Genomic DNA, 19,439 nt, shown 5'->3' with positions numbered 1-19,439 from the left:
TCAACACTACATTTTGTATAAAAATATTTTAAAGTTATTGAACAAATTTGAATTTGAGCTTGTTTCCCTATATTTATAGTAATTAAATTTAAAGAGCTGATTTTCATTTTACAGCGCTAAACCATTCGTGCCTGTCCCATTTGTTACGGCTGTAAACCCTAAATATAGCTTTAGTTTGTTTTATCTCCCAAATACAAATTTTACTCTCTTAAATTCAAAGAAACTGATACTTCAGTTTCAACCTAAATTGTCAATTGTCCTTTGTCCATTGTCAATTATAATTTATTATGGCTGTAAACCCTAAATATAGCCTTAGTTTATTTTAATTTTACTCCCTTAAATTCAAAGAAACTGGCAGTCCAGTTTCAACCTGAATTATTAACTATTAACTCTTAACTATCTAAACCCCAGTTTTCCCCGCCTTTGTCCATTATATAACATCTAAATAAGCAAAGAACCAGTACCTGATAGATACGCTGCTTTGCAGCTCAAATACTGGTTCTTTGCTCATTAATTTATTTTAGCTAGTCATTTTATTATAAATTTTTAGCTAAATACTTAATGTTCCATTCTCTTCTTTATATGTCAACTCACATTTATCACAATGGTGATTTTCATCTAATCTATTTCCACACTTACAAACATATCCTATCTTTTTTGCTGGGTTCCCTGCTACTAGCTCATAAGGATTTATGTCATCTGTAACAACACTACCTGAGCCTACCATGGCATACTCGCCTATGGTTATTCCACATATAACAGTAGAATTTGCTCCTATAGCTGCTCCTTTTTTTATTAATGTTCCTACAACTTCCCAATCATTGTTAAAAGCCCTAGGATACATATCATTTGTAAATGTAACACTAGGTCCTACAAAGACATCATCTTCTATAACAACACCATGATACACATTAACCCCATTTTGTATTTTTACATTATTGCCTATAATAGCATCAAAATCTATATAAACATTGGTACCAATTATACAATTCTCACCTATAAAACAATTCTCTCTAACTTGAGAATTGTTCCAAATCTTTGTACCATCTTTTATATTGGCATTTTCACTTACTTCTGCACTATTGTGCTTGAAATAACTCATCGCATCACTCCCCCCTATAATTATAAATTTTCATATATTTTTTCCCGTATTTTATTTACAACTTCTAAAGCTAATAAACCATCTTCACCTTTAACTTTTAAAGGCATATTGTTAACTATAGCATCAACAAAATTTTGATTTTGTTTTAATAAAGATTCTCCAAAATTTATAAATACTTCTTCTTTACTATACCTATTAGCACATCTTATATTATTATCTATATTGCTTTTCAACTGTCTATATATAGTCAAGCTTTTATCTATATAATCAAGTTCATAATAGCTATCAATACTATTTAAAGATAAGGTCCTTACCTTTTTTTCACTAACCCTACTTGCTGTAATATCTACAATAATATTATTATTAAATTTAATTAGAGCTGTTCCATGATCACAGCTATTATTTAACATTGACTCTTTTTTAATTATTCTGCCCATAGCCTCAATGTTTTTTATATTTTTATCTCCCATAAACGATAAAACAACATCTATATCATGTATCATTAAGTCTAAAACAACATCTATATCCTGAACTCTATTGTCCATTGGGCTCATTCTTTTTACACTAATACCTATTGCTTCCTCTTCTTTAAAAATATCAGCTAGTGCTTCAACTGCTGGATTAAATCTTTCAACATGACCTACTGCAAGTTTTACATCTTTTTCTTTAGCTAACCTTACTAGCTCTTTTCCATCCTCATACTTTAATGTAATTGGTTTTTCTATTAAAACATCTCTACCATTTTCTACAAAAAACTTTGCCACATCATAATGATATACAGTTTGAGTAGCTACTATAACAGCATCCACTTCCTCTACCATATCCTTATAATCGTAAAACCCTTTGAGATTATATTCCTTTGATACCCTATTAACCTTTTCTCTATCTATATCACAACATCCAACTAAGGACGCATTCTTAACCTTACAACAAACCTTAACATGATTACTTCCCATATTACCTAAACCTATAACCCCTAATCTCATCTTAATTGCCTCCATATCCCTAAATAAATTCATGCACATCTAAAACTTTCATCATAAGTTTTTAATAATAAAGTTATTCTTTGTTATGAATATATAAAAATATCACTATCTAACTAGTTGCAAGGACTTACTGGTTTTTCAGTTTAAATGATGATTGTTCATTGTCAATTTCTTTATTTTTAAATATATAAACATTTATAAAAAATTTTCCTTATGAAAACCAAGCATTCCTTAATTTTTTTCCTCTATTTAATATATTGAAAACAATAAAACTTTGTTACCTTTCTCATCGAATTAATTTAGGGCTATGGGGATTATTTCAAGGTTTATTACTAACTCCCTCTAATTCAAAGAAATTGGACTAATCCAGTTGCATCATCAATTCTTAATTCATAATTCTTAATCCTTAATTTTTTTATTTTATTCCAGCAACAAAATAAGCAAAGAACCAGTACCCTTATTGGGGTTTTAGTGAAACCTTTAAGCAAATAATTGACCCTAGTATTGGCTCCATCACAAATGGGACAGGCACGATAAGTTTATTTTCTTTGCTAACACTTGATACTCTCCTAGTTTTATATTTTTTAACTAAAAACTCAAAGCCAGTCCCAAACAGCTACGCAGCAAAGCTGCTATTTTAGGACCGGCTTTGATTACTTTAATTTTTATTGATAACCTTATGATTTCATTGTGAAAATAGCTTATGGAAAATATATTTTGCTACGCCTGTCCTTCTTGTTACGGCTGCACATTTTAAAAATATTACATATTTCAAGTTAAAAGTTAAGAGTGAATAGTTAGCAGTTGTAGTTATTACTACTCACTTCGTTCCTAGTAATTCTTAACGTATTCTTAAATCTGAAAAAATAAAACTTCTAAGCAATTGATTATTCAAAATTTTACCTACATAACAAGTTGGACAGGTTCATTTGTAGCTACTTTCTTCGCTTAAATTCTAGATTCCACAAATTCTCTATTCCCACAACAAAATAAGCAAATAACCAGTACCTAACAGGTACGCTGCTTTGCAGCTCAAGTACTGGTACTTTGCTTAGTAATTTATTTTATCTAGCATTTTTATTGAGTAATAAAGTTTTAACTCCCTTAAATTGAAAGAAACTGGTAATCCAGTTTCAACCTAAACTTTTAACTGTTAATTTTTAACTCTTAACTACTTTAGGGGACTGGCTAACTTCTTTTACAGATGGTAATTAAATTTAAAGAGCTGATTTTCATTTTACACCGCTAAACCATTCGTGCCTGTCCCATTTGTTACGGCTGTACATTTTGAATATATCCTTAGTTTGTTTTATCTCCCAAATACAAATTTTACTCCCTTAAATTCAAAGAAACTGGTAACCCAGTTTCACCCTGAACTCTTAACTGTTAATTTTTAACTATCTAACCCCCAGTTTCCTCCATCATTGTCAATTGTCAAATGTCCATTGTCAATTTTTCAAACCTCTTAATCCTTATTTTTTTACAAGACAAAAAAGGAAACCGATATTTCGGTTTCCTATAATGCTCTCAAATTATCTTAATAATTGAAGAACACCTTGTGGTTGTTGGTTAGCTTGTGCAAGCATAGCTTGAGCAGCTTGTTGTAATATATTATTTTTAGAGAATGTCATCATTTCTTTAGCCATGTCAACGTCTCTAATTCTTGATTCTGCTGCTGTTAAGTTTTCTGAAGATGTTCCTAAGTTGTTGATTGTATGCTCTAATCTGTTTTGAACAGCACCTAGTTTTGATCTTTCAGAAGATACTTTATCAATTGCACTTTGAATAGTTGTAACTGCTTTATCAGATTTTTGTGCATCTGAAAGGTCTAATCCACTAACTCCTAAAGCTTCTGCACTCATATTTCCTATTGAAAGAGATATGTTTTGTCCTTCATTAGCTCCAATTTGTAAATTCATTCCTACTGAAGTTACATTAACTGTAGCACCAGCTCCTGATTTTCCACTAACTGTAGCTTTAACTTGTAATTCTAAACCTTCTCCATTACCTGCACCAGAATCTAAAGTTACAGTATCTCCTTTTCCTGTATATGTTTTTCCACCTATTTTAACAGTAGCATCTACACCATCTGTTACAGCTACATTACCTGCATTAAAATTTACAGCTAATTTTTCTGAAGAACCTGCATTAGCACTTGTTGCAACTAATTTTTTATTTGCACCTTCTGATAATGTAACATCTGATCCAGCTTCCTTAAGTTTTTTATTTAATATGTCTATTGTATCATTTTTTTCTAATGTTATTTTTACTCCATTTACGTCAAGTTCTTTGCCTGCATCAGTATCTACAACTTTTCCATCTACAAGAGCTTCTCCGAATTCAGCTGATGTAGCATTTGTTGCTGTAGTAGTATCTGTTATTACTAATTCAGTTCCAACTTTTGTTTTATCTGAACTACCAGTTACTTTTATTGCATTTTTTAAATCATCACCTAACTCAGCTTTTACATCAGTATCACCGTTTAAAAGTTTTTTAGTGTTGAATTCTGTTGTATTAGATATTCTGTTTATTTCTGATGTTAATTGTTCTATTTCTTTTTGGATTTGTCCTCTATCTGAAGTATTGTTTGTATCGTTACCACCTTGTACTGCTAATTCTCTCATTCTTTGAAGAATGCTGTGAGTTTCATTTAATGCACCTTCAGCTGTTTGTATAAGAGATATACCGTCTTGAGAGTTTCTTTGAGCTTGATCAAGTCCTCTGATTTGTCCTCTCATTTTTTCAGATATAGCTAGTCCTGCAGCGTCATCTCCAGCTCTATTTATTCTTAATCCTGAAGAAAGTTTCTCCATAGATTTACCAGCTGCTCCTGTGTTTCCTACCATGCTTCTGTGAGCATTTAATGCGTTCATATTGTGATTAATTATCATAATAAGTACCTCCCTGATTTTAAAGTGGACATCCTTTTCCACCAAAATTTATTTTTTTATTTATTTTAATTTCTATATAGAAATTAATAACTGATTAATTTTTTAATAATTTCTTGCTAGTTATGCAAAAAGAACGATATTCTTCAAATCCTAGCTTCCTGCTAATTTTTAAAGAAAATCGTTCTTCCTAAACGCTTTTCACCATATTAAATTTAAACTTACTTTCCTATATAGGTATGCAATCTATAACTTAAACTTATACATCAAATTTTTGTTATCAGTTAAGAAAAATAAGTACAAATATAGTTAGTTAAAAATTATTGAGAATTACTAGGAACGAAGAGAGTAGTAATAACCACAACTGTTCACTATTAACTATTAACTTTTAACTAAATAATCTGTTAGTTATTGAAAAAGTATTAATTTGAGTTTTCTCATTTGATAAATCAATAAGTTTAAGATTTAATTTGAAACCCTATATAAGTAACAAACAGCTATATATACTATTTGAAGGAAAGTGGATTTCACTTTCATCCATAATTGTCAATTGTCAATTCTCCATTGTCCATTGCTATATAGTTGTTCTTTCTTTTATACCATTCTTCTCAATGTCTTTCTCTGAAATTTGAAATTGTTTTTCTTCCCAAACTTCACCTCGTGTAATTTTAACCTCTTTCGGTGCATCTATAGCAAGTCTTAAGTGACCATCCTCGCTTTTAATAACTTGCACCTTTACGTCTAAACCATTATAGTTTACAACTATATATTCTCCAGGTTTACGACCTAACACTAGCATTTTTATGAATCCCCCTAAACGAAATTAACTGATAAGAAGAGCAATTTTAAAATCCCTCTGGCATCCTGCCAGAAAACATAACATCATTGCTACCTTCTGTATCTGCTAATTTTAACTAACATGTGATAACTAAAAATCATTAACTTGTTCTTGGTCTCACTTCATTTATCGTTGAGAAAAAACCATACTTTATATATTATTTTTTATTTTTTATAAAATATTTTGCAAAAAATTTTTAGTGGTTATTTTAGCTAAAACGTACCACTAAAAGTATATACTAACGAAGGAAAATAATCAACAATATTTACCATATATTACTTGATTTACTATATAGAATTTTTCTAAAATTTTCTCTCTATAGGACCGGCTTTGATTGCTTTAGGTTTTATAAATAACCTTTCGATTTCACTGTGAAAATAACTTATGGAAAATGCACTTTGGTACGCCTGTCCTTCTTGTTACGGCTGTAAATCCTAACTATAGCTTTTGTTTGTTTTATACCCCCAACCTAGAATTTACGCCCCTAAATTAAAAAGAAACTGGTAGTCCAGTTTCCTCCATCATTGTCAAATGTCAATTGTCCATTGTCAATTCCTAATTAATTGTCCTTTGTCCATTGTCAATTTTTCAAACTCCCTACCTCAACTAACTAATCAATTTCTCCAAGTTTTACCTCCATCACAAGAGGGACAGACGCGTAATTGGCTACTTTGCTATTCTTTGGGCTAGATACTTTTGCTGATTTTAGTTTTTCTCCAATAGTACTCGAAGTCGGTCCCGAACATCTATGCAGCAAAGCTGCTATTTTAGGACTGGCTTTGATTGCTTTAGGTTTTATAGATAACCTTTCGATTTCACTGTGAAAATAACTTATGGAAAATATATTTTGGTACGCCTGTCCTTCTTGTTACGGCTGCACATTTTGAAAATATTACATATTTCAAGTTAAAAGTTAAGAGTGAAAAGTTAATAGTTGTGGTTATTACTATTCGCTTTGCTCCTAGTAATGCTAAACGTACTTTTATATATAAATTTGCAAAGCAAATTATACTTATATATTAAAAAGAAAGTGTTTGCCACTTTCATCCTGAATTCTTAATTCATAATTCTTAATCCTTAATTTTTTTATTTTATCCCCATAACAAAACAAACAAAGAACCAGTACCTGACAGATACGCTGCTTTGCAACTCAAGTACTGGTTCTTTGCTCGGTAATTTATTTTATCTAGCCTTTTTTATTGAGTACTAAAGTTTTTTATGGTGGTACAACTAAATGAACCTGTCCTCCTTGTTACGGTGCTACACTTTGTTACTAACCTTTGTTCAGTTTTATATAGTGACTTTAAAAATTTAATCTATTAAGCATTTATCTATAGTAAAGTAAAACTCCTAAGTAAGATATTTTTCTAAGTATAGCTCCATAACAAATGGGACAGGCGCGGTAAACTTATTTTCTTCGCTAACACTTGATGCTCTTCTAACTTTATACTTCTATCTAAAAATTCAAAGCCAGTCCCGAACAATTTCAAAGAAAGTGGTTACCACTTTCATCCTAAACTCTTAACTATTTAAGGGACTGGCTAGCTTTTCTTACTTATGGTAACTAAATATAAAGAGTTACTCTCTATTTTATGGGTATACACCATTCGTGCCTGTCCCATTTGTTACGGCTGTAAACTTTGAATATAGCTTTTATTAGTTTTATTTCTTAAACTCAGATTTTACTCTCTTAAATTTAAAGAAACTGGTAGTCCAGTTTCATCCTGAACTATTAACTTTTAATTCTTAACTCTTAACTATCTAAACTCCAGTTTCCTCCATCATTGTCAATTATATAAGTGGTTATTACTTTTTGCCATGTATTTTAGCTTATTTTATTTATTTGTATTTATGTTAAATTCATCAAGAAATTAATCTTTTAACCGATAATTAATTAATATTAAATAATATTTTAGGTAGGTGAATGAACATGAAGAAATTATCAAGAGATAGTATAAAAGTTAAACTTATTTCATCGTTTTTATTTCTAATTTTGATATTAATGATTTTGGTAAATAGTATAGTTTATTTCATTATATCTGATGAAACGAAAGTTAGTTTCACAAAATCAACAACTGATCACTTAGATTTAGTTGATACATATTTAAATGGATATATTGATGAGGTTAAAAACAATGTTAAGATGCTTTCTAATTCTGAACTAGTTTCAAATATAGATTCAAGAGTAACCTCATACATAGACAAAAAAGGAACAAATGGCTTAGTTGAAATGACTCCTTTAAAAAATAATTCTTATGAAGCAACTCTATATAAGGAATTTGAAAACATAACTAAAACTCATGAAGGGTTTGAAAATGTTAATATAGGAGTAGCTGAAAATGGTGGTTATTTACAATATCCTGCTTCATCTAGAAAGGAAGGCTACGATCCAAGAACAAGAGATTGGTATAAGGCAGCTCTTGCAAATCCAGATGAAGTTGCAGTTACAGATGTATATACTACCTCTGCTGGAGATATTGTTGTATCTGTTATTTCTGCAATAAAAGATGCAAATAGTAAAATTAAAGGTGTTGTAGGAATAGATGTTAAACTTAATAATATGTCTGCTCTTATAAATAATATAAAATTAGGAGAAAGCGGTTATATCATTCCTGTTGATAAAAGTGGAACTATTCTAGCCCATCCTAAAGACACTTCATTAATAAGCAAAAAGTTAGACGACTTAAAAATTAACGGCTTAAGCGATATTAATAATTTACCTACAAAATTAATTGATACTAAAATGGATGATGGAAAAAACTATTCAGTTGGTATATATAAATCAAAAAATAGTAGCTTAAATTGGAATTATGTATATTTAATTGAAACAAGTGAGTTTTCAAAAACTGCTAACCATATAGGAATGATTATAATTGGACTAGTTGGCATAACTATAATAATTGCTATTCTATTATGTTTTAATATAGCAAATAGGATAACTAAACCTATACTTTATTTTGAAAACCACTTAGGAACAATTGGACAAGGTGATTTCACTAAACCGATTCCTGAAATATACTTAAAAAATAAATCTGAAATAGGTGGAATTGCAAATTCTATTAACACAATGCAAGAATCTATAAAATCTATGATTTCTAGTGTTAAAGATAATTCTAAAACAATTGATATGGAAACTGGCAAATTATTTTCATCAGCAGAGGCCATAGCTGCTTCTTCTAGTGATGTTGCCTATTCCATTAATGACATTGCAAAAGGAACTACTAGCCAAGCTGAAGAACTTATAGAAATTGCAAGCACTTTAAAAAACTTTGGTTCTGAAGTTCAAGGAATTGTTGAAGCTATATTTGATATAAATGAAAATTCTAAGGATATCAGCAGTATAGCTAGTAATAGTAGTGATAAAATGCATCAATTAGATGTTTCAGTTAATGATATAAGTAAAAGTTTTAAAAACTTTTCTACTGACATAGCTTCCTTAGGTGCAAATGTAAAAAAAGTTAATGAAATAACTAATTTAATAAACAACATAGCAGATCAAACTAGTTTACTTGCACTTAACGCAGCAATTGAAGCTGCACGTGCTGGTGAAAGTGGAAAAGGATTTGCCGTTGTAGCAGATGAAATTAGACAACTAGCTGATCAAAGTAAACATTCTGCTGAAGATATAAATAAAATTATTTGTGGCATATCTAAAGAAACTGAAGTGATTGTAGAAAATACTGATATAATGGATGATGAATTAAATGCTCAAACTGAAGTTATTCATTCAACTATAGAAGTATTCAATAGCATAATTCAGGCCATAAATATAGTGCTTCCTAAAGTTAATGATGTAAGCAAATCCTCAGATAAAATTAATGATGGGAAAAACAGTATCTTAACTATGGTAGAAAATACATCTGCAGTTTCTGAAGAAGTTTGTGCATCAGCTGAAGAAATATCAGCAGCTTCTGAGGAAGCAAGTGCAGTAACTACTGAGGTATCAAAAGCTACTGAAAAACTAAGAACAATGACAAATAATATGCTAAAAAAAGTAGATGAATTTAAAATATAATATGCCTTAATCAAAAATAAAGCTATTTTAACAATTGTTAAAATAGCTTTGTTTTTTAGATATCAAAGTCTTTAAATAGTTCATAACCTTTTTCTTTTACTTTGAAAATTTTTTCTATATCTTCATCATAAATTTTTTCTATATTTTTTTCGTATAAAAATTTCACCCCTATTCCACAATTAGAACTTAATTTTCTTGGTACAGGTAATGCTTCATTTTCTATATTGTTTTTTGTTAGATATCTTTTAAATTTTATTGCTCCTGAGTGGGTAAAAAAAGTTGCTAAATAATTCATTTATTTTTTTGCCTCTATTATAAATTCTTCTTCATCTTCTTTTACTGAAACATTGTATCCTGCATTTTTCATAAATCTTTGTACATTATTACATGCTGTAGTATTATCTACTAATACTACAATTCCATCTTTATTTTCTTCTAAGGCTTTTTTAGTCATTAATACTGGTTGAGGACAAGATACTCCTCTTGCATCTACTTTAATCAACAGAAACTCCTCCTTTTATATCTTTATCAGATTTTACTTTAACATCCTTTGCCATACTAAAATATGATATTGCACCTAATGCTACTAAACATAATATTACAGCAATTTGTCCAGTTGAAGTTGGGCCTTTTGGTGATGATGCAAGTTTAAAGTTGTGGCAAAATGCAGCTCCAACAAACATTCCTAAAACAGTTATAACTGAATCAACGTTACCTTCACCAGAAAGAACTAATTGTCTCATTGGGCATCCCCCTAAAAGAACTGAACTCCAACCTGCAACTACCATACCTAAGAAATTCCAAATCCAATCTGTATGGGCTACTGGCTGATTTGCAAATCCTGGAGTGAAAAATCCAAAGGCTAGATTTCCTAAAAATGCAGCTATTAACATAGCTAAAAATCCTAATAATAAGTATGAATCTTTAAATAAAATCATATCTCTTATTCCACCAACCATACAAAGTCTAGTTCTTTGACAAATAACTCCAACAACTAATCCTACTACCAACGCAATCCATATTGGTGAATGTTGAGAACCTGGACCTTCTTTAGAAAATATTAATAAGCTTGAACCTGCAGCTAACATAATAAATAGTCCTATATTTATTATTGGAAATACATATCCCTCTAGTTTAGTTTGCTTATAATTTCTTTTTAAAGTAAATCCTCTATTTAAGAAGTATATTCCTACTATAATTCCAACAGCAAAACCAATTATTCCAAATATAGCATTAAAATCTCCACCTGCTAGTCTTAGTACCATTCTTGTTGGACATCCAAGAAACATTAAAGCTCCTATCATAACCATTGCACCTAAAATAAACCTTAGAAATGGTGAAGAACCTCCCTTAGTAGAAAATTCTTTATTAACTAAAGCTATACCAAATGCACCAAGTACCATTCCAATTATTTCTGGTCTCACATATTGTACTATCTCTGCTTTATGTAGTCCTAACCCACCAGAAATATCTCTTATAAAACATGCAATACAAATCCCCATGTTTTTTGGATTACCACAATAAACTGAAAGTACTCCTAAAATACCAATTATTGCACCACCTAAAATAATTCCTCTTTTTTCTTTCATAGTTTACTCATCCCCCTTTTTTTGATAATATTTTACATGTATTGAACATCATGTTAATTCTTACAAATATTCCATAATATATTAAATTTAAATGGCTAATAGATAATATCTATCTATTATTTTTATAAATAAGGAGGTTTCTAATGAGAAAAATATACTTAGATAATGGAGCAACATCTTTTCCTAAAGCTCCTGATCTTGCAGATGCAATTTCAAATTATATAACTAATATAGGTTGTAATATAAATAGAGGTGCTTATTTTGATGCCTTAGAAGCAGAAGATACTGTTTTTGAGACTCGTGAATTATTATGTGACCTTTTTAACTTTAATAAATGTGAAAATGTAATTTTTACACCTAGTATAACTTATAGTTTAAACATGGTATTAAAAGGCATGCTAAAAAGTAAGGACCATATTATTATTTCATCAATGGAACATAATGCAGTAATGCGTCCCCTTTCATCACTAAAGGATAATGGAGTTACTTTTTCTAAAGTTCAATGTAACAGTTTAGGCTATTTAAAGGCTGTGGATATTGAAAATGCTATAACACCTAATACTAAAGCAGTAGTAATTACCCATGCCTCTAATGTATGTGGTTCCATACTACCATTAAAAGATATTGGTTCTATATGTAAAAAACATAATTTAATTTTCATAGTAGATTCTGCTCAAAGTGCTGGAACTTTAAATATAGACATGATGGATTTAAACATAGATGTCCTTTGTTTCACTGGACATAAAGGATTATTAGGCCCGCAAGGTATTGGAGGTTTTTTAATAAAGGAAAATATTGTACCTTTAGTTAAACCGATTATAGAAGGTGGAACTGGAAGTCTATCCGAATTAGAAGTACAACCTACATATATGCCTGACAAATTTGAAAGTGGAACATCAAATATTCCTGGTATATTTGGGCTTAATGCTTCACTAAAGTATTTGAATAAAATAGGAGTTAGTTCTATTTATGAAAAGGAATTAGAACTTACAAAAACTTTTATTGAAGGAATCAAAAATATAAATGCTAACTTATTAGTAGGTAGTGATTCTACTGATAATAGAACTGCTGTAGTTTCTCTTGATTTCAAAGAATTGGATAACGGTATTGTTTGCCACAGATTAAATAAAGAATATGGAATTTCAACTAGAAGTGGACTTCACTGTGCCCCATCATCACATAAAACACTTGGAACATTTCCAGATGGAACTGTGAGATTTAGCTTTGGACACTTTAATACTGTTGAAGATATAAAATACACATTAAATGCTATAAATAATATTTTATTAAAATAAATCTTTTGTCAAAAATCTATACACTAATTTTCTAAAATTAGTCAATTCAATTACATTTTTCCCTAATTTTATTTTCATTGTTGATTAATGTAACTTTGTAACTGTTAGTAACTTTGTTTTTGACAATAATTATCCACAAATAAGCGAAACTATTCACAATAAATTGTGAATAGTTTGACTTTTATGCCCATAGCCTGTGTATTACTTGATAAATTCATAGTTATATAATAAAATAATAGTTGCATTTTGTAGAATTTTGGATGTTTTATAATTTTATTTATTCAAATTATCTACAAAATCTACATTTAATTCCATATGTAATTTTTATACTTGTTAATAAAGTGTACTAGTTATGGACTTATCCACAGGCTTAGTTTAAATTTTCAAAAAATTATCAACACTTCATATACATACCTGTGCATAATGTGATTACATATTTTTGTATTTTACGTTTTGTATATTTTTTTAATTATATAAGGTTCAAAACTAAAATTTTAAATTATATATGGTTCCAAGTTGACTTTTTAAATTATCCATTCCAAAACTTGGACCACTATATATTTACCAAGTTATAATTTTAAAATTAAATGAGAACATATACTTATACTTTACTTTTCTCTGTTAAAATTAAATCCTTAGTATATAATTTTAATTTAAAGTTTTTTAAATATATATTACTATTACTATTAAACGGTGGTGTTTTTTATGATTAAAGCGTTGCAAAATAAAAATTTATCTTATGATGAATACATATATACTCTAAAAAAGATAATAGAAAATATAAATAGTGGTTCTGGTTTAGTTGGTTTATGTGAAGAAATGGGCAATAAGGATGTTATTGATGATTTTAATAGTCACCCTATAAATACAGGTGATTTAAAAGCAAGAGATCCAAAAATCCAGCCCTGCCCTATGGATTTAAGGTTGCAAGATGGCAAAGAACATAAATCCTATACTGGTTGTTTCTATCATTGTGGTTATAACGAGTATTTAAATTTAACTAAAGAAGAACAAATCAATCTAATAGAAGATTTAATATCAAAAAAACAGAACTCAAATTGAGTTCTGTTTTTTTGAAACAAAATTAAATAATAAATGTTTAAACAATGAAACTTTTTAAATTTTTTATATGTAAACTCATATCCTCCTAAAAATTAGGAGGATATGAATCCATACCTTATTTAGTTAAAGAAATTTTTTTAGTTTTCTTCTAAATCTTTTATCATTGCAGCAGCAGCTTTTTTACCAGCTTCCATAGCAAGGATAACTGTTGCAGCTCCTGTTACAGCATCTCCACCAGCGTATACTCTAGCTTTTGAAGTTTTTCCTGTTTCTTCATCAGCTACGATACATTTCCATTTATTTACGTCTAATCCTTCTGTTGTTGAAGGTATTAATGGGTTTGGAGATGTTCCTAATGACATTATTACAGTGTCACAATCTATAACAAACTCTGAACCTGGTACTTCTACTGGTCTTCTTCTTCCAGATGCATCAGCTTCTCCAAGTTCCATTCTTATGCATTTCATTCCTTTAACCCAACCAGTTTCATCGCCTAAGATTTCAACTGGATTAACTAGAAGGTCAAAGATAATGCCTTCTTCCTTAGCGTGATGTACTTCTTCAGCTCTTGCTGGAAGTTCTGATTCACTTCTTCTATATACTATATGAGTTTCTGAACCTAATCTTAATGCTGTTCTAGCAGAATCCATAGCAACGTTTCCGCCACCTACAACACAAACTTTTTTTCCTGATTTTATTGGTGTTGGTGAATCTTCTTTGAAAGCTTTCATTAAGTTGTTTCTTGTTAAAAATTCATTTGCAGATACAACTCCGTTTAAGTTTTCTCCGTTAATTCCCATGAATTTTGGAAGACCAGCACCTGAACCTATAAATATAGCTTCAAATTTTTCGTCTCTTATTAATTCATCTATAGTAACAGTTTTTCCTACTATTACATTTGTCTCTATTTTAACTCCTAATTTTCTTAGGTTGTTTATTTCATGCTTAACAACTGTTTCTTTTGGTAATCTGAATTCAGGAATTCCATAAACTAAAACTCCACCTGGTTCATGTAATGCTTCAAATACAGTTACATCATAACCAGCTTTAGCCATTTCACCTGCAGCAGTTATTCCAGCAGGGCCTGAACCTATAACAGCAACTTTTTTACTATTTTTAGCTTTAGTTTCTGAAAGATCTACATCATGTTCTCTTGACCAATCAGCAACAAATCTTTCAAGCTTACCAATTGCAACAGCTTCTCCTTTTATTCCAAGTACACATTTGCTTTCACATTGTAGTTCTTGAGGACAAACTCTACCACAAACAGCTGGTAGTGCAGTATATCTATTTAATATTTTTGCAGCTTCTTCAAAATTTTCTTCTGCAACTTCATGTACAAATGAAGGTATATCTATTGATACTGGACATTTGCTAACACATGGTTTGTTTTTACAGTTTAAGCATCTTGATGCTTCTTTTACCGCTTCTTCTTCATTATATCCTAAACAAACTTCTTTAAAGTTTTTAGCTCTTGCTTTTGCATCTTGCTCTGATATTGGAGTTCTTTTCATTCTATCTACTGCCATTACTTGTTACCTCCTAATCTACAGCTTTTTTCAGCTTCTTCTGCTTTATACATTCCAGATCTTTTTAATGCCTCATCAAAATCTACCTTATGTCCATCAAATTCTGGTCCTTCAACGCAAGCAAATCTAGTTTTTCCATCAACAGTAATTCTGCAAGCTCCACACATTCCAGTTCCATCTACCATTATTGGGTTCATGCTTACTATTGTTGGTATATTTAATTTTTCTGTTAATTTACATACAAATTTCATCATTATCATTGGTCCTATTGACACAACTAAATCGTATTTCTTACCACCATTTACTAACTCTTCTAATTGGTTAGTAACCATTCCTTTAAATCCATATGATCCATCATCTGTACAAGTATAAACATTACATGCAACAGTTTTCATTTGATCTTCTAGGATTACCATGTCTTTATTTTTGAATCCCATTATTACATCAGCATTTACACCATGCTCATGTAACCATTTTACTTGTGGATAAACTGGAGCCGAACCAACTCCCCCTGATATGAATAGTATGTTCTTTTTCTTTAGTTCTTCTATGTTTTCATGTAATAATTCTGATTCCATTCCTAATGGTCCAACAAAGTCATGAAGATAGTCACCTTCATTAAGCTTTTCTAAATCCTTAGTAGAACATCCTATAGTTTGTACAACTATTGTAACTGTTCCTTTGTCTGTGTTTGTATCACAAATTGTTAATGGAACTCTCTCACCATTCTCATCATTTCTTATAATTACAAATTGACCAGGCTTAGCAGATTTAGCAACTCTTGGTGCTTCTATATTCATTAAGAATATATTTTCTGCTAAATCTCTTTTTTCTGCTATTTTGTACATATCCACTTCCTCCAAACTCAAAATAATATTGTTTGTCCACCTTATTATTAATTATCTTTTCACTAATTAAACTTATAATTTATATAAATTGTTTTAAAACAAGTTTTAACTTATATAGGGGGTTCCAAGTTGACTTTTAAAATCATACATTCCAAAACTTGGATACCCAAAATAGTGAGACATGCTCCGAATCCCTTCAAATTCAACACTACATTTTGTATGAAAATATTTTAAAGCTATTGAATAAATTTAAATTGGAGCTTGTTTCCCTATATTTATCCAATAATAAATAAAAAAAGGGACCTTGTAAATAGACACAACAATAAAGAGCTATTTACACCTGTCCTTTTATCTGAAAGTTTCCCCCAAAGCTGAAAATTCGAGTTTCTTCTTCGATGCCACATAATCACATTTTCACTTTTTCCGTGCTTGTAGTCTCTCCAGGTTTATGTCCAACTGTTGTGCTGTACTTAAATAGTGCATATGGCTACTATTCATTTTTCTTCATTATATATGTTAAACATTTTCATGCTTAATAAAACCAGCTTTCTTCAACAATCTTCATTCATACCTTATTAACTTCTCAATTACTATTTTATAATCTTATATTAATATAGTCAATAACAATTAAGTATATTATTTGAATCTTTTAATTTATATATAAATTAAAACGAATTTTACCACATTCAATTATGTAATATTAAATCTTATTAAACTTTCTTCTAAATCACTTGTAAAAAAATACAGTTTAAAATTAAAATTTACTTCATACATATATTATATTTTTACTATAACACTGAAATTTGACTATTCAGTTTCAGCCATAATTCCTAATTTTTAAATCTTTTAAGGTTCCAAGTTGAATTTTACTGCTAGTTAACAACTTACTTTAGTTAAAAATTAAAAATTTATAAAAATTTGATGTATACCTTTAAATAGAGACTTTTCCCTTATTTAATTCATGTATAGAAATATAATAAAAATCACTGATAATTTATCAGTGATTTTATATTTTTTAATTAAAATTCAACGTCTACTCCATCAAATGTACATTCAAATACCTTTTTCATTTCATCTACAGATATTTCTCTTGGGTTAGATGCTGTACAAGCATCAACTACTGCATTTTCTGAAATAAAGTCTATATATTTATCAAACTCTTCTTTTTCCACTCCATATTCTTTTAATGTTAGTGGAATTTCCATTGCTTTATTTAATTGTCTTATACAATCAATTAAAGAGTTTATTAATTCTTCTTCATTACCACCAGCAAGACCTAAAGTTCTAGCTATTCTAGCATATCTTTCTCCACATGCTTTTTTATTAAATTGGATTACATATGGTAAGAATATAGCATTAGCACATCCATGTGGTATATGGAATACAGCACCTGTTTTATGTGCCATAGAGTGAGTTATTCCAAGTAATGCATTTGAAAATGCCATACCTGCTAAACATTGAGCATTATGCATTTCATCTCTTGATTCTTTTACTCCCTCATAAGATTTTAATATGTTATCTTCTATCATTATTATAGCTTCCATTGCTAACGGATCAGAGAAATGAGATTTATTAGTTGCAACATATGCTTCTATAGCATGAGTTAATGCATCCATTCCTGTATGAGCTACTAATTTTTTAGGCATTGTCATAGTAAGCTCAGTATCTAATATAGCAATATCTGGTGTTATATTGAAATCTGCTAATGGGTATTTTATTTTCTTTTTGTAGTCAGTTATAACTGAAAATGCTGTTACCTCTGTAGCTGTTCCGCTAGTAGATGGTATAGCAACAAATTTAGCTTTCTTTCTCAATGCTGGGATTGTAAATGGATCTTTTATATCATCAAAAGTTAATTCTGGGTGTTCATAGAATACCCACATAGCTTTAGCAGCATCTATAGGTGATCCACCGCCAACTGCAACTATCCATTCTGGTGCAAATTCTCTCATCATTTCTGCACCTTTCATAACTGTTTCTATTGATGGATCTGGTTCAACACCTTCAAAAAGTTTAACTTCGATTTTAGCTTCTTCTAATAAATTTATAATTTTATCTAAAAATCCATTTTTTCTCATAGAACTTCCGCCAGTAACAACTATAGCTTTTTTTCCTTCTAAAGTTTTTAAAACCTCTAGTGAATTTTCACCATAATATATATCTCTTGGTAAAGTAAATCTGTTCATCAAAAAATCCTCCTCAATTCTACCCATATTAATATTATTTGATATTATTTTAACGAAATTTATATTTTTATTGTACAATATTTAAAAGATATTTTCAATATTTTCGTAATATTTTATTTAATTTATATTTTTATTTAAGTATTTATTTTCCATTTAATTGCTTATATTGGAATTTTTATTGCATTTTAGATTTTTTTAGATTCTTTTAGATTTTTTTCTTGCAGTTGCTTATTTTTATGAAACAATTCCCATTTTTTAAATATGAATATTTTTTTAATAAGAACAACATTGGAAAGTCATTCTTTTAACGATGATTTCTAATTCTTAATATTCTAAAATCCTCTATTTCAACTAAGTAATCACTTCCTGCAAATTCTACCTCCATTGCAAATGGGACTTTTTCTAGTTAAAAATGAATAGTTAACAGTGAACAGTTGTGGTTATTACTATTCGCTATGCTCCTAGTAATTCTCCACGTAGTTTTATATAAATTTGCAAGGCAAATTATATTTATAGATTAAAAAGAAAGTGGTTGCCACTTTCATCCTGAATTCTTAGTTCATAATTCCTAATCCTTAATTTTTTTATTTTATTCCCACAACAAGATAAGCAAAAAAACAGTACCTAACTGATACGCTGCTTTGCAGCTCAAGTACTGGTTCTTTGCTTAGTAATTTATTTTATATAACCTTTTTATTGAGTACTAAAGTTTTTTATGGTGCTACAACCAACTGAACCTGTCCTTCTTGTTACGGCTGTGAATCCTAACTATAGCTTTTGTTTGTTTTATACACCTACCCTAGAATTTACTCCCTTAAATTTAAAGAAACTGGCAGTCCAGTTTCAACCTAAATTGTCAATTGTCCATTGTCAAATATCAATTATATAATGTTCCTAATCCTTAATTTTTTTTATTTTATCCCCATAATAAAATAAACAATTACTACTAATGTTGGCTCCATCACAAATGAGACAGGCACGGTAAGTTTATTTTCTCCGCTAACACTTGATGCTCTCCTAACTTTATACTTCTACCTAAAATATCAAAGCCAGTCCCAAACATGTACACAGCAAAGCTGCTATTTTAGGACCGGCTTTGAT

The 19,439-nt window shown here is 29.7% G+C and carries 13 protein-coding genes and 1 riboswitch; of the genes, 3 read left to right on the top strand and 10 right to left on the bottom strand.

Going from position 1 to position 19,439, the window contains the following annotated elements; translation table 11 throughout:
* Nucleotides 1–550: 550 nt before the first annotated feature.
* The 4 genes from ACYUE0_RS16630 to ACYUE0_RS16615 all read right to left on the bottom strand — a co-directional run bounded on the left by ACYUE0_RS16630 (nucleotide 551) and on the right by ACYUE0_RS16615 (nucleotide 5,775).
* Nucleotides 551–1,102 (bottom strand): acyltransferase, encoded by a 552-nt coding sequence (locus ACYUE0_RS16630; RefSeq protein WP_460271685.1) that lies wholly within the window; start codon nucleotides 1,100–1,102, stop codon nucleotides 551–553.
* Nucleotides 1,103–1,122: 20 nt separating this feature from the next.
* Nucleotides 1,123–2,088, bottom strand: coding sequence for a Gfo/Idh/MocA family oxidoreductase (locus ACYUE0_RS16625; RefSeq protein WP_460271683.1), 966 nt, complete (start codon nucleotides 2,086–2,088; stop codon nucleotides 1,123–1,125).
* Nucleotides 2,089–3,620: 1,532 nt separating this feature from the next.
* On the bottom strand, nucleotides 3,621–4,979 hold the full coding sequence (locus ACYUE0_RS16620; protein WP_460271681.1) for a flagellin N-terminal helical domain-containing protein: 1,359 nt from the start codon (nucleotides 4,977–4,979) through the stop codon (nucleotides 3,621–3,623).
* Between the two features lie 571 nt (nucleotides 4,980–5,550).
* Complete coding sequence (locus tag ACYUE0_RS16615) at nucleotides 5,551–5,775, bottom strand: carbon storage regulator (RefSeq protein ID WP_010293605.1); 225 nt, start codon at nucleotides 5,773–5,775, stop codon at nucleotides 5,551–5,553.
* A 1,969-nt stretch (nucleotides 5,776–7,744) separates the two neighbouring features.
* Between ACYUE0_RS16615 and ACYUE0_RS16610 the strand changes: the two genes are divergently transcribed.
* Entirely contained in the window at nucleotides 7,745–9,829 is a 2,085-nt protein-coding gene (locus ACYUE0_RS16610; RefSeq protein ID WP_460271679.1) for a methyl-accepting chemotaxis protein, read from the top strand.
* Nucleotides 9,830–9,884: 55 nt separating this feature from the next.
* Here the strand turns inward: ACYUE0_RS16610 and ACYUE0_RS16605 are convergent, their stop codons facing one another.
* The 3 genes from ACYUE0_RS16605 to yedE are packed head-to-tail and all read right to left on the bottom strand — an operon-like array spanning nucleotide 9,885 to nucleotide 11,418.
* Nucleotides 9,885–10,124 (bottom strand): DUF3343 domain-containing protein, encoded by a 240-nt coding sequence (locus ACYUE0_RS16605; RefSeq protein ID WP_199870502.1) that lies wholly within the window; start codon nucleotides 10,122–10,124, stop codon nucleotides 9,885–9,887.
* Nucleotides 10,125–10,331: a sulfurtransferase TusA family protein gene (locus ACYUE0_RS16600; protein ID WP_199870503.1), complete on the bottom strand. Its 207-nt coding sequence runs from the start codon at nucleotides 10,329–10,331 to the stop codon at nucleotides 10,125–10,127.
* Complete coding sequence (yedE, locus tag ACYUE0_RS16595) at nucleotides 10,324–11,418, bottom strand: YedE family putative selenium transporter (protein WP_460271676.1); 1,095 nt, start codon at nucleotides 11,416–11,418, stop codon at nucleotides 10,324–10,326. Before yedE ends, ACYUE0_RS16600 begins: the two co-directional genes overlap by 8 nt.
* Nucleotides 11,419–11,561: 143 nt before the next feature.
* Here yedE and ACYUE0_RS16590 point away from each other — a divergent pair, with 143 nt between their 5' ends.
* The gene (locus ACYUE0_RS16590) at nucleotides 11,562–12,713 is read left to right on the top strand and encodes an aminotransferase class V-fold PLP-dependent enzyme (protein ID WP_460271674.1); all 1,152 of its coding nucleotides are present in this window, start codon (nucleotides 11,562–11,564) and stop codon (nucleotides 12,711–12,713) included.
* A 705-nt stretch (nucleotides 12,714–13,418) separates the two neighbouring features.
* Nucleotides 13,419–13,775: a hypothetical protein gene (locus ACYUE0_RS16585; RefSeq protein ID WP_199870506.1), complete on the top strand. Its 357-nt coding sequence runs from the start codon at nucleotides 13,419–13,421 to the stop codon at nucleotides 13,773–13,775.
* Between the two features lie 137 nt (nucleotides 13,776–13,912).
* Here ACYUE0_RS16585 and gltA read toward each other — a convergent pair whose 3' ends face one another.
* From gltA to ACYUE0_RS16570, 3 genes are all read right to left on the bottom strand, one after another.
* Nucleotides 13,913–15,304 (bottom strand): NADPH-dependent glutamate synthase, encoded by a 1,392-nt coding sequence (gene gltA / locus ACYUE0_RS16580; protein ID WP_460271672.1) that lies wholly within the window; start codon nucleotides 15,302–15,304, stop codon nucleotides 13,913–13,915.
* Complete coding sequence (locus ACYUE0_RS16575) at nucleotides 15,304–16,152, bottom strand: sulfide/dihydroorotate dehydrogenase-like FAD/NAD-binding protein (protein WP_199870507.1); 849 nt, start codon at nucleotides 16,150–16,152, stop codon at nucleotides 15,304–15,306. The genes gltA and ACYUE0_RS16575 overlap by 1 nt, the downstream gene beginning before the upstream one ends.
* 330 nt (nucleotides 16,153–16,482) lie before the next feature.
* A riboswitch (glycine riboswitch) is annotated at nucleotides 16,483–16,606 on the bottom strand.
* Nucleotides 16,607–17,171: 565 nt separating this feature from the next.
* Complete coding sequence (locus tag ACYUE0_RS16570) at nucleotides 17,172–18,338, bottom strand: iron-containing alcohol dehydrogenase (protein WP_061996743.1); 1,167 nt, start codon at nucleotides 18,336–18,338, stop codon at nucleotides 17,172–17,174.
* Between the last annotated feature and the right edge of the window lie 1,101 nt (nucleotides 18,339–19,439).

Source organism: Clostridium sp. CTA-19 (assembly GCF_054767855.1).
Note: the sequence above shows the minus strand (reverse complement) of the source record. Positions and strands in the feature narration are given on the sequence as shown.